Here is a 12,154-nt window from a genome sequence, read left to right on the forward strand (position 1 = left end):
TCACTTGAAAGATTTGAGTTCAACGCGTCGTTAAAAAACAACCTCTCCAAAAATGGAGAGGTTGTTTTTTAGTTTAGTTTTTAATTTGAACTCTTTTGTATGGTTATAATAAATCTAATAAACTTCTATTTTGAATTAAAAGACGAAGCAATCCAAATCACAGAACCCGCTGCCGTGATGATGGTGATGATTACAGGTATGCAGATGGCTCTTATGAGACATTAACCCACTTCCTCCAATTATAGAAGTATTATCATATCCCCCAAAGTAATTATACGGTGACCAGTCAGGACTAGCTTTCGGGGCTGGAGGCGATAGTCTTTGAAATTCGACAGACCCATAGACGATCTTTCCGCCGACTACTGTTAATACCGACTCGATATGTTTGATTTCTTCATCCGATACATCGAAGAAATCAGCAGAAAGTATGCTTAAGTCTGCATATTGGCCTTCTTTGATTTGTCCCTTTAATTCTTCCTCTGCGGAGAACCATGCATTTCCAGCTGTATACATAGAAAGAGCTTGTTGTCGATCTAATCGATTAGAAGCTGGATACAGACTTAACCCGCCAACTGTTTTTCCAGTGACCAGCCAGTATAAGGAAACCCAAGGGTTGTAGCTGGCCACCCGTGTAGCATCTGTACCCACACCTACATTCAAACCAGCTGAAAGCATCTTTGTTATAGGAGGAGTATTTTCAGCAGCTTGAGAACCATATCTATCCACAAAATATTCTCCTTGGAATGCCATTCGATTTTGTACAGCTATCGAACCTCCTAATTCAACTACACGTTCTAAGTCCTGTTCTCGAATTGTTTCGGCGTGGTCCAATATCCAGCGTAAATCTTTGAATGGTACCTCTTTGTTCACTTTTTCAAAAACATCTAAGAATCGCGAGATTGATTCACCATACGTTGCGTGTAGGCGGAAGGGCCAACGATTCTGTACGAGATGCTCCGTAACCTTAAATAAATCCGATTCCATTACGGCAGGCAGTTCAGGGCGGGGTTCGACAAAATCCTCAAAATCCGCTGCGCTATAAACAAGCATCTCACCAGCACCATTGTGCCGATAGTAAGGACTACCAGTATATGGTTTAGTACTGGTCGTCCATGTTTTAAAGTCGTCTAACTCCTGATCTGGATGTTGTGTAAATAGGTTATACGCAGTACGGACTGTTATATCGCCAAGCTTATCCAATTCCTCAAAAACCTGATAATCATCAGGGTAATTCTGGGCACCGCCGCCAGCGTCTATTACACTCGTGATACCAAACCGGTTCAATTCCCTCATAAATAAACGTGTTGAATTCATTTGGTCCTGAAATGACAACTTTGGTCCCCGTGCTAAGGTTGCATATAATATTGATGCATTTGGCCGAGCAATAAGCATTCCAGTTGGATTGCCTTTTTTGTCACGTTGAATCTCCCCTCCAGGAGGGTTAGGTGTATCCTTTGTATATCCAACTGCACGAAGAGCTGCCTTATTCAAGAATGCTTGACGGTATAAATTAAGAATAAATACAGGTGTATCCGGAGCAATCCGATTAATTTCCTCCAAGGTCGGCATTCGACGTTCCTGAAATTGAAACTCAGTCCAGCCGCCAACTACCCGAACCCAATGAGGTGCGGGAGTTCGGTCCACTTGTTGTTTCAACTTGCGCAAGGCATCAGCCACTGATGGAACTCCATCCCAACGCAGCTCTAAGTTAAAATTTAATCCCCCGCGTATGAGATGAATGTGGGAGTCATTTAATCCAGGAATCAGAAGTCGTTGATTTGCATCGATCACTTTAGTTGATGATCCTTTGTATTGCATTACTTCAGATTCGTTACCCACAGCTAAGAAACGGTCACCCTTAATCGCAACTGCTGTAGCCATCGGATTTGCTTTGTCCATAGTCACAATATTTGCATTGTGAATCAATATTTCTGCCTCGACGGTGTTTGTTTCTAGTGACATAATCTATTTACCTCCTTATAAAATAATGTTCAGTTAACGATCATTGATGGTTTAACCATAACTTAATCCAAGGAACAAGCCGCTGCCCTAAGAACATTCCAACTAGACCAATTAACCCTAGCATAGGGGGAGCGGGAGACGGAATACGAAGTGATTGAAAAATTAAGCCAATGATGATACCTGTACCTAAAGCTAAAAAAACAGAACCCATTAACTATCTACCTCCTAAAGTGATTAGTTTTTTTGCTGACCATTCCGCCTGTTTAAGTCTAATAAAATAGTTAGGAAACTATCAATATTGTTTTTCCTATAGGACGCATAGGTAAAATCTATGAAATATATAGTAAAACGAATCATAGTTTCCGCCTATGGGAATTATAGAAAATTTGCAATTGATTAAAGAAATGGTATTCAAATACTATAAATTAGAACAGCACGTCATAATCTGTGAATTCTGCTGTATCTAATATAACGAAAGTAGGAATTTAAAATGTTTCATGCCAATTCTGATTTGCTCACTCCCGATAACTCTGTAGTAATCCTTATTGATCATCAGCCTCAAATGCTTTTCGGGGTACAGAGCAACGATCGACAAACTATTATCAACAACACGGTGGGATTAGCTAAAACAGCGAAAGTGTTCAATGCACCACTTATACTAACTACGGTTGCTTCGGATACATTCTCAGGCCCACTACAGCCACAAGTCCAAGAAGTTTTCCCTGAACAAAAACCGATAGACCGTACTAGCATGAATGCATGGGAAGATGAAAACTTTTTGGAAGCTGTAAAAAAGACGGGTCGTAAGAAATTGGTTATTGCAGCCTTGTGGACCGAAGTGTGTCTGGCTCTCCCCACAATTTCTGCAATTAAAGATGGTTACGAGGTTTATATTGTAACAGACGCCTCTGGTGGTACATCTGTTGAGGCGCACAATATGTCCATTCAACGGATGATTCAAGCTGGTGCCATTCCGGTTACATGGGAGAGTGTCCTTTTAGAATATCAGCGTGATTGGAGTCGTCAAGCTAGTTACGATGCTGTCATGGATATCGTAATGGACCACGGTGGAGCCTACGGGTCGGGTGTATTATATGCCCATACTATGTTTGGTGGACACGAAGGAAATTAGAAATTCTAACATCATATAAGTGGATATATTTGCTATGTTCAAATATCTACATATATTCCAAGTCATGGAAGCAACAATGCATGCTGTAAATCGATAGATATTTCTATTATTTACGGTTTAAAAAACAGCCTAAGCCCGTTATTCCACGGACTTAGGCTGCTTAATTAGTATCATTTTTAACTTTGGATACTTGATAAGGGTATGTCAGGATTTTTCAGACTTACCTTTTCTCATGTATAAAAACTTGCAAGGGGGTTAATTTTTGAAAAGTGAGTTCAACTTGAATGATTCAATGATGACGGTAATCCTTTTCTGGTGTTCGTTAGTGGTTGTATCCTCTTTATATCTTACCATTCCGTTGGTTCCAGTAATTGCCCTAACCTTTGAAGTGACCTTATCACAGGCTGCTTGGACAAGCAGTGCTTTTTCTTTGTCTTTTGCCATTGGAGGTCTTATCTTTGGCATTTTGTCCGACCGATACGGAAGAAAACACTTGATGATAACCGGGCTGATTTTACTTATAGTTATAACACCTTTAATAGGGAGTGTCAGTAGTTTTGCTTCGTTTGTCATCCTTCAAGCTGTCGAAGGACTAGCGGCATCCATGTTTCCTCCTTCTGTTTTAGCTTTGGGAATGGAGATTTTCCCATCTAATAAAAGGGGAACAATCATCGGATTTATTAGTACTGCATTTTTAATGGCCGCAATTGTTGGCCAAATCTTTAGTAGCTTCGTAATTTTAAAACTAGATTGGTCTTATACATACTATATTTTATTTGTGATTTATTTGATATCTGCTATTTTAATCGCCTATTATATACCAAGGGATGCAAACCAGAAGCCCGAAGGGACGCTTTTCTCTTCTTTTTTTAAAATTGGAGCAATATTTAATCAAAATGGCCTGCCTATTTGCTATATTGTTTCAACAGTGCTTTTTATTTCACTAGTTGGCTATTATACAACCCTCGAAAGTTATCTAAGTGGTCCTGATTTTGGATTAAACCACCGGGAAATTCTATTGATTCGAGCTGTTGGTATTATTGGAATGTTCATCTCTCCATTTACAGGCCGTCTGGTTGCTAAATTTGGATTTAAAAACATCTTATGGACCGGTTTAACACTATCTGGTATTGGTTTAGGAATCCAGGGGTTCACTTCAAATTTATATTTTCTTTTAATTATGAGTGTCATATTTGTTACCGGTATTTCCTTGACTCTTCCTACTATAATCTCATTGATTGGACAGTTAGCCGGACATTCCCGTGGTACCGCTGTTTCATTTCATATGTTTATGGCTTTTATAGGTGCCTCTATCGGTCCAATTGTATCAATCGAATTAGTCAAATTTGGAGGTCATTTGATTACGTTTGCATCATTGTCCGGAATACTATTTCTAAGTCTCATGATTCCGTTCTTCATCCGAATTGAAAAAGGAAATTAGACATATAGAAAAGGCGGACCCGGTATCTCTTAGGGATTTTTCCTTTTCCTGCACGCCCAAACAATTGATGGAGGAATTCTTTCTGATTTTGGACAAATTAATCTCACAAATTAATTTGTCTTTTTTGATTATATGCATGGCTTCTTATCCCGAAATAATGGATGTAGTTGTACCATAAGAATTTGTGAAAGCTAAGAAGCCAGGAGTTTATTCAGCTCCTAGCTACTTAGGGTTTACCAATCTTTATACGTAATTTATTATTTTAATGTTTTTCCGTGTCTTTTAACCTATTAATAAAATCACGCGCCGCATAACTTAAAATTTTATCATCACGGTGAATAAGATTAATATCTTGACTTGGTATTGGATCAACAATACGAACCACGCTTAATGTGTCTTCCTTTATAAAGTCAACAATGGAGATTGGTACTATGGCAACCCCAAAGCCATTACGTACTAGACTCAATAGAGAAAACAAAGATTTGGTTACTATACTTACTTCACATAATGATAATCCTAAAGTTTTAATGTATAAATCAATCACCTCGCGACAACTGCTTGAAACCATTATTCTACTAAGTCCTACTAATTCTTGAAAGGTAACAAATGGTTTTTTATCAAAAGGATGATTTTTTTCCACAACAAGAACGAACTCTTGACTATACAAAAGAGTGATTGTTAATGTATCAGGAACCTGTGTACAACGTGTAATACCAATATCAATATTATTTTCAACTATTTGGTTTACAACATCTTCTGACTCTATGATTTTTACAAAGATGTTAGGATAAAGCTGGTGAAACTGCGTAATTTGAGGTGTTAGATAGTTGAGGTCCTCCAATAATCCTCCTACGGTAATGAAACCTCTTTTCATTTCTCTTAATTCAAAGAATTCATTATGTACTTCATCAAGCAGCTGCATGATCGATTCACTTTTATCAAATAGTATCTTACCAGCATCTGTAATCTTGATGCCTCTTCCAATTCGATTAAATAAAGGTATATTAAGTTCACCTTCTAAGACACGTATTTGCTGACTTAAAGTTGGTTGTGAAACACCCAAAACCTCCGAAGCTTTAGTAAAACTACCACTATTACATATTTGCAAAAAATACTCCAACTGACGTAATTCTATTGTGAAACCTCCTCCTAAGTGAAAGTAAGTAAAATGCAGATAGCGTCCCAAGGGAGGCTATCTGCATTTTTTTCTTCTGTAGGCAACCTAATTCCAATCTCAACCACTTAAACTCCGGAGAACCCTACGGTTCTTTAAAATTACGGCAATTTTGCAGGGCTCTCCTCATTGCAAATTTTTTGTGATCATTTAATTTAACTATACTTAAGGGTCGTTTTAAAGGTCTAATTTATTTGTAAATTAAACAGTTGCTTCTCTAAAGCGGTAAGGCAAAAAATCCTCAAGCTTATTTATATAATTTGGTTGGGATTCTTTTAGTATTTCTTCCTTATCATCCAAAGGAGGAGCGATAAATTTTGTGTTAACGTCTATTTTAACTTCCTTGGCGTCTTTTCCCTTCATCATTACTTTTCTATCCCATCCATCTGTAACCAATCCTCCCCATTCTCCAAGATCAAGACATGTAACATAGTAAGGCTGTGCGTAAGGTAATGAATCTTTTTCGAACAAGTCACTTACAACATTATAACCTACAAATTTTCCTTGAGGTGAGGCATGCTGGCATGACATCACCGCAGCATTAGTTTCATCTGTCAATACTCTGATACAGTCACCTGCAGCAAACACATCCTCAGTACCTTTTACACGTAAAAATTGATCAACAGGCAACCTGCCGAAATTATCACGTTCCACTGGGAAATGAGAGGTTAGAGGACTTGCTTTCACTCCTGCTGTCCAAATTGTAGTTAACGCAGGAAGTTTTTCACCATTACTTAGTACCACACCATCTTCTGAAATGCTTTGTACTGCTACTTTTGTGAATGACTCGATACCCAAATCAGATAGAGCACCTTTAATTACTGCACGAGCTTCTTCGCTGAATTCCGCAGCAATGTCAGAATGATCAACTAATAGAATACGAACAGCAGAAGGGTCATCCCCATTTTTTTCTGCAACACCTTTTAGAATGGAGACCATTTCTGTAGCGACTTCTAGACCAGTAAAACCAGCGCCAACAACGATGGCTGTATAGCATCCTTCTAAAGATCTTTTTGATACCAAATTATCTAAGTGTTGATGAAGTTCACTTGCCTCCTGGAAAGTATCAACAGAGAAAGCATGCTCTTTAAGACCAGGGATATTGGGTCTTTGCAAAATGCTCCCTGCAGCAAGAACTAGCCTATCGTATGGCAATGTTAAAATATCAGAAGTGCTTGAGACGGTCACTGTTTTGTTATCGAAATCAATACCTTCTACGTTGCCTTCAATATTTTTCACCCCGATTGGTTTAAGGATTCTATTGAATGGTATACGAACTTGAGACAAATCAGATTCATAATTTCTAGGGCGCATATTTAAGAAAGAATCTCTACTTACCACGGTAACTTCTACTTCATTCTCCTTTTCAAGTTCAATCGCCCTGCGAATGGCCCCTGCTGCACTCCAAAAACCTGCAAATCCCCCACCGATAATCACTATTTTTTTCATAATTCACTCTCCAACCGTATTTAATATTTTAAAAATCGGAGCAAAACAATGATACTATTAGACAAATATCCATTGCAGCTAAAGTTGATTTTATTCTTGTCTTTTACTCTACTGTTGTTTTCACTCCAATCACTAATGGCACTCAAATATATAACGAAACTATGATTCTCTTTGTGACATTCTTCGTAACTTACTTGAATCATTTGATTTCTAATAGACTTACATTTGCTTACTTCAGATTCAAATGATTTGCGTTCCTTTCTAGCAATCAATTGAAAAGAAAAATATTCATTTTTAATTAGCCCTAAAAAATGATAGCAGTGCTTCATTAAATTCTTTGGCATGTGTTACATTGAACCCATGTGGACCAGCCTTAATTAAAGCTAGCTTAGAATTTGGAATTGCTTCATGTGTTCGCTTACCACTATATTCAAATGGAACAACCGCATCCGAATCACCATGAATAACAAGGGTAGGTATATCAAATTTGGCTAAATCCTCTCTGAAATCCGTTTTACAGAAAGCAGCTATACAATCTAGTGTCCCTTTAGGTGATGCACCTGCTGCAATATCCCTATTGTAAAGTCGGAATGGTTCGCTGACTAAGTCAGTTCTGTCTCCAACAGCAAAAAATACTCGCGTAAATTCATCAAGAAATGCTAGGCGATCACTTTTTACTCCTTCTTCAAATCTTTGAATTGCTAAATCATCTAATACTCCCTCAGAATGATCTGCTGACTTGTAAAGAAATGGTGGTACAGCTCCTGCAAATACAGCCTTCTCTACTCTATTTGTTCCATAGATTCCAATATAGCGAGCTACCTCTCCACCCCCCATAGAAAATCCAACCAATGTCACATTTTGGAGATCCAGATGCTCTAGTAACAGATGTAAATCAGTAGCGAATGTATCATAATCGTAACCATTCCATGGCTGAGATGAGTTCCCGAACCCTCGACGGTCATAAGTTATGACTCTGTATCCAGCCTCAACGAGAGCAGGAACTTGGTATTCCCAAGATCGACCACTTAACGGCCATCCGTGAATTAATACAATTGGCTTTCCTTTGCCATAATCCTCAAAATATAGTTCAATGGGTTTTTGATTTTCTGTTCCTACAGTAATTTTTGCCATACTTCCACCTCAAAAAAATAGTTTTGTGATATCTCTCCTAAAACTTCTTCACCTTCATATATATAACGAATTAGTGCTATATTCCGTGACAAGTAGTCAAACAAAAAACCGATTCCCATTGGAAACCGGTCTTTGAATAACATGTTTTACAAAACCTTATACAGTAACAAGTTCTTCTTTTTCTTGTTCTTCGAGGCTGTCCATAGGACCAAAAAATTCGAAATGGATTTGTTCTTCTCTAACTCCCAATTCCTTTAAGGACCGATTGATTGCTTTCATAAACGGCACTGGACCACAGAAATAAAAGTCGGCATCCTTAACGGGTACATTTTTTTCAAGCCAATCCCGTGTTACATACCCTTCTACATTAAATCGATTGTTAACCCGGTCTTCTTCAGTTGGTGAATCGTAAAAAACAACTGAATTAACATTATCAAGCGCTGACACCGCGTCTACATCTTTCCTTAGTGCATGAACTTTACCATTTTGAGATGCATGGATAAAGGTAACATTCCGTTCTGGCTGTACATCAACGACTGTTTTTAACATACTAACCATTGGAGTTAAACCAACACCTCCACTTAACAATACAACAGGGGTATTACGGATAGTATCAAGAACAAAGTCTCCTGCAGGTGCACTTACCTTTAGAATGTCCCCTTCTTTCACCTTATCATGAAGATAGTTAGAAACGATTCCATCAGGTTGGGATGTACCTGCTTCTCTCTTTACACTAATTCGGTAATAGTCTTTTCCTGGAGAATCAGATAAACTATATTGACGGATATGGGTATATTCCTCCCCTTCCATTTCTACTTTAACACTGATGTACTGACCGGGTAGAAAAGAAGCAAGCTCGTTTGCGTCTTCTGGTTTTAAGTAGAAAGAAGTAATGACTTCACTTTCTTTTACTTTACGATCAACAATAAAGCTGCGGAAACCGTCCCATCCACCTAGCTGACTAGACGCCTCGTTATACATCTCAGCTTCTAAACTGATAAATGCATTAGAAATTTCGCCGTATGCCTTTCCCCACGCATCCATGATTTCATCGGTAGCTGCATCTCCCAAAACATCCTTAATGGCTAATAAAAGATGCTTTCCGACAATCGGATAATGTTCTGGTTTAATTCCAAGACTTCTATGTTTTTGCCCAATTTGCTTAACCACTGGAAGAATCGCTTCAAGGTTATCAATATACATTGCGGCTGCATAGACGGCACTTGCAAGCGCCTTTTGTTGTCTGCTCTGTTTTTGGTTTGCATGGTTAAAAATATTGAGTAATTCAGGATGGTTACCAAACATTAATTGATAGAAGCGAGTAGTAATTGCTTCCCCATGCTTTTCTAATACGGGTACTGTGGATTTAACAATATCAATTGCCTTTTTATCTAACATGAAAAACACTCCTTTTTGTAGTTAACACTATTTACATAGTGATTATATAAAATATATAACCTCGAATAAGTGATTCAAATCACATATTATTATTATTATTATTATTTAATAATTTTTCTCATAAAAAAAACGCAAGAGCTTTTTAGCCTTGCGTCCTTGTTATCACCTTATATTTATTGATTTGCGATTTCCTTGTTATTATTTTTAAGATTGTACGCCTTTCTTTCTTCTTCTAGTGCTTCCTTTTGGTCCTTACGGTACCAATCAGCAAAAATTATAGCTATAATGACCCCATATACAATTTCCTGTACCGTCTTCATCAGTATGCCACCGAGCTGTTGGTCATGAAGAGGACCTAATGGATTAAAGATTTTCAACAGCTCCGGGCCGGCGGATTCGAGCCTTAATAATGATGACGGTGTTGCGCATAAAGCCAATGCATTAAACCACGTCTCAGGGTTGGAATAAGTCTGATATATGGGTTTATCTGCAAAGATTATTAGCGCACAAGCTGGCAGCATTAGTGCACCATTTGCAAAAATATATCCTGTCTTAAGAATTCCTGACATTGCTATGGATTCATTCAAATTATTTAGTACAGGCCAAAACAGGAAAATGGCAAGAAAGAATAATAGTGAATGCATGAGAGCATGATAGAAATTATTCGTTTTTGAAAAATCTAGAATCAGCGGGATATGGTAGAATGAAAATAAAACATTAAACAAAAGCATAGAGATCAACGGTTTAGTAAAAAAACGAAACAAAGGTTTTATCAGCTTGATGTTTATCACCGTTTTCCATAACCAGTCAGGTATCCCTTTAATAAAGAGAATGGGTATAATTAATACGAGGAACGCCATTTGAACCATGTGCATCGTCAGCATCATGTGGCTCATCAAGTCAATGGGCGAACCTTTAATCAGATACAAAAGAAGAATGAATCCTATGAAAAAGGCCGCCTGATTTTTTGAAAGAGGTTCACTCTGTTTAAAACATTTCCTATATTTCACTGTAATTAGGTAATATAGAAATAATATCAAGAATAAATACATGGAGAAAAACGGGCTCCACAGTGAGCGAAAGTCAAATAAATAAAATATAGCCATACTTCGATTCCTCCTATTCCTATGATAATAGAAAGACCAAAGATTATACCATCCAAATCCATACTATTTTAGCCATCCAATTTTATCAATATTTTTATTCTTTAAGCATTTATTGATTAACCGTTACAATACCAACAAGCATAGTAGCCTCATTCAACTATAAAATTTCAAGAAACAAACAGGCTTCCATAAACAAAAAAAAACGCAAAAACAAAGAGCTCTGCGTTTCTTCATTGTTAATAAAAATTGGTAACATTCCTATACCATGAGTAAGTTAGATGCAAGTAATTCATTATAGAATTTATTAAATTGATCAAGATCCATTTGCTGTTGAGAATCTGATAGGGCAACGGCAGGATCCGGATGAACTTCAGCCATAACGCCATCTGCTCCAATAGCAATCGCAGCCTTAGCTGTTGGTAGAAGTAAATCTCTTCTACCTGTTGAGTGAGTAACATCTACCATAACCGGTAAATGTGTTTCTTGTTTCAAAATAGGAACGGCAGAAATATCAAGCGTATTTCTTGTAGCTTTTTCGTAAGTTCTAATGCCTCTCTCACAAAGAATGATTTTATCATTACCTTGAGCCATAATGTACTCTGCAGCATTGATAAATTCTTCAATTGTTGCTGCAAACCCCCTCTTTAATAAAACAGGCTTTTTAACTGCACCTGCTGCTTTTAATAATTCAAAGTTTTGCATATTCCGAGCGCCAATTTGAATCACATCAATATAATCTAAAGCAAATTCAATATCTGCAGGACTTACAATTTCACTAATAACAGCCAAATCAAACTCATCAGCAACACGTTTTAATATTTTTAATCCTTCTACACCCAATCCTTGGAAATCGTATGGAGAAGTCCTAGGCTTATAGGCTCCACCGCGAAGAAGCCTTAGACCTTTTTCTTTCATCGATTTTGCAACTAATGCTACTTGGTCATATGACTCAACTGAACATGGTCCAAAGACAAAGTGAGTCTTTCCGTCCCCAATTTCTTCATCTTTTAATGTAACAATAGTGTCTTCAGGCTTTTTCTTACGTGAAACAAGTAATACTTTCTTATGATCATCTTTTTGTAAATCCAAACTAGCTTTAAAAATTTCCTTAAAAATATGATCGATTGTTGAATTGTCGAATGGTCCATCATTATTTTCTTTAATGGTATCGAGCATCGTTCTTTCACGGACTGGATCGTAACGGAATACCCCCTGATTCTCTTTAATCTCTCCAATTCTCTGAACTAGTCGTGCCCTTTCATTCATGAGCGTCAATAACTCCAAGTTTAATTCGTCAACTCTCGTTCTTAATTGATCTAATTTGTCATTAGCCATAATTCTTCCTCTTCCTTTATAAA

At 37.5% G+C, this 12,154-nt stretch carries 10 protein-coding genes; 2 read left to right on the forward strand and 8 right to left on the reverse strand.

Annotated elements, in window-relative coordinates; genetic code table 11:
* Positions 1-135: 135 nt before the first annotated feature.
* Together ACIQAA_RS31140 and ACIQAA_RS31145 are read right to left on the reverse strand one after the other, a co-directional pair.
* Positions 136-1,962, reverse strand: a complete 1,827-nt coding sequence (locus tag ACIQAA_RS31140; protein ID WP_402627450.1) for an amidohydrolase — start codon at positions 1,960-1,962, stop codon at positions 136-138.
* A gap of 40 nt (positions 1,963-2,002) precedes the next feature.
* Positions 2,003-2,173: a XapX domain-containing protein gene (locus tag ACIQAA_RS31145; RefSeq protein WP_402627453.1), complete on the reverse strand. Its 171-nt coding sequence runs from the start codon at positions 2,171-2,173 to the stop codon at positions 2,003-2,005.
* A 279-nt stretch (positions 2,174-2,452) separates the two neighbouring features.
* Between ACIQAA_RS31145 and ACIQAA_RS31150 the strand changes: the two genes are divergently transcribed.
* Entirely contained in the window at positions 2,453-3,094 is a 642-nt protein-coding gene (locus tag ACIQAA_RS31150) for a hydrolase (RefSeq protein WP_402627456.1), read from the forward strand.
* Positions 3,095-3,356: 262 nt separating this feature from the next.
* Positions 3,357-4,535: an MFS transporter gene (locus tag ACIQAA_RS31155; protein WP_402627459.1), complete on the forward strand. Its 1,179-nt coding sequence runs from the start codon at positions 3,357-3,359 to the stop codon at positions 4,533-4,535.
* A gap of 262 nt (positions 4,536-4,797) precedes the next feature.
* On the opposite strand, the gene ACIQAA_RS31160 is transcribed toward ACIQAA_RS31155, so the two are convergent.
* From ACIQAA_RS31160 to ACIQAA_RS31185, 6 genes are all read right to left on the reverse strand, one after another.
* Positions 4,798-5,670 carry a LysR family transcriptional regulator gene (locus ACIQAA_RS31160; RefSeq protein ID WP_402627510.1) on the reverse strand — a complete coding sequence of 291 codons (873 nt, stop codon included), beginning with the start codon at positions 5,668-5,670 and terminating at the stop codon, positions 4,798-4,800.
* Between the two features lie 240 nt (positions 5,671-5,910).
* Positions 5,911-7,158: an NAD(P)/FAD-dependent oxidoreductase gene (locus ACIQAA_RS31165; protein WP_402627462.1), complete on the reverse strand. Its 1,248-nt coding sequence runs from the start codon at positions 7,156-7,158 to the stop codon at positions 5,911-5,913.
* Positions 7,159-7,452: 294 nt separating this feature from the next.
* On the reverse strand, positions 7,453-8,292 hold the full coding sequence (locus tag ACIQAA_RS31170; protein ID WP_402627464.1) for an alpha/beta fold hydrolase: 840 nt from the start codon (positions 8,290-8,292) through the stop codon (positions 7,453-7,455).
* Positions 8,293-8,448: 156 nt separating this feature from the next.
* Complete coding sequence (gene hmpA / locus ACIQAA_RS31175) at positions 8,449-9,690, reverse strand: NO-inducible flavohemoprotein (protein ID WP_402627467.1); 1,242 nt, start codon at positions 9,688-9,690, stop codon at positions 8,449-8,451.
* 173 nt (positions 9,691-9,863) lie between these two features.
* Positions 9,864-10,796 carry a cytochrome c oxidase assembly factor CtaG gene (ctaG, locus tag ACIQAA_RS31180; protein WP_402627469.1) on the reverse strand — a complete coding sequence of 311 codons (933 nt, stop codon included), beginning with the start codon at positions 10,794-10,796 and terminating at the stop codon, positions 9,864-9,866.
* A 258-nt stretch (positions 10,797-11,054) separates the two neighbouring features.
* Positions 11,055-12,131, reverse strand: coding sequence for a bifunctional 3-deoxy-7-phosphoheptulonate synthase/chorismate mutase (locus ACIQAA_RS31185; RefSeq protein ID WP_402627472.1), 1,077 nt, complete (start codon positions 12,129-12,131; stop codon positions 11,055-11,057).
* Positions 12,132-12,154: the final 23 nt, after the last annotated feature.

The organism is Neobacillus sp. NPDC093182 (genome assembly GCF_044754045.1).

Bases quoted from the DNA above. Each gene is read 5' to 3' on its own strand.
- ACIQAA_RS31185 (WP_402627472.1), bottom strand. From the start codon at position 12,131: ATGGCTAATGACAAATTAGATCAATTAAGAACGAGAGTTGACGAATTA.
- ACIQAA_RS31145 (WP_402627453.1), bottom strand. From the start codon at position 2,173: ATGGGTTCTGTTTTTTTAGCTTTAGGTACAGGTATCATCATTGGCTTA.
- ctaG (WP_402627469.1), bottom strand. From the start codon at position 10,796: ATGGCTATATTTTATTTATTTGACTTTCGCTCACTGTGGAGCCCGTTT.
- ACIQAA_RS31150 (WP_402627456.1), top strand. From the start codon at position 2,453: ATGTTTCATGCCAATTCTGATTTGCTCACTCCCGATAACTCTGTAGTA.
- ACIQAA_RS31165 (WP_402627462.1), bottom strand. From the start codon at position 7,158: ATGAAAAAAATAGTGATTATCGGTGGGGGATTTGCAGGTTTTTGGAGT.
- ACIQAA_RS31140 (WP_402627450.1), bottom strand. From the start codon at position 1,962: ATGTCACTAGAAACAAACACCGTCGAGGCAGAAATATTGATTCACAAT.
- ACIQAA_RS31170 (WP_402627464.1), bottom strand. From the start codon at position 8,292: ATGGCAAAAATTACTGTAGGAACAGAAAATCAAAAACCCATTGAACTA.
- hmpA (WP_402627467.1), bottom strand. From the start codon at position 9,690: ATGTTAGATAAAAAGGCAATTGATATTGTTAAATCCACAGTACCCGTA.